Source organism: Candidatus Phytoplasma australasiaticum subsp. ipomoeae (genome assembly GCF_024425275.1).
Lineage (GTDB): Bacteria > Bacillota_I > Bacilli_A > Acholeplasmatales > Acholeplasmataceae > Phytoplasma > Phytoplasma australasiaticum.
Genome location: NZ_JALQCV010000015.1, coordinates 8214 through 8519 on the forward strand (window position 1 = coordinate 8214; position 306 = coordinate 8519).

The window sequence follows — 306 nt, forward strand, 5'->3', positions numbered from 1 at the left end:
CACGATAAAAATATTATTGATTTCAATAAAAGATTAAAAACATTAACTGAAACTGACGAAATACACGACGAAACTGATCGAAGACACGACGAAACTGATCGAAGACACGACAAAAATGATCAAAAACACGACGAAACTGATAAAAGACACGACGAAATTGACAAAATACACAATGAAAATGATCGAAGACACGACGAAACTGATCGAAGACACGACAAAAATGATCAAAAACACGACGAAACTGATAAAAGACACGACGAAATTGACAAAATACACAATGAAAATGATCGAAGACACGACGAAACT

Annotated in this window: 1 pseudogene; it reads left to right on the forward strand. The window is 34.3% G+C overall.

The window, feature by feature from the left end:
* Window positions 1-306, forward strand: a pseudogene (locus tag NQK76_RS02635) (hypothetical protein); the annotation flags it as partial.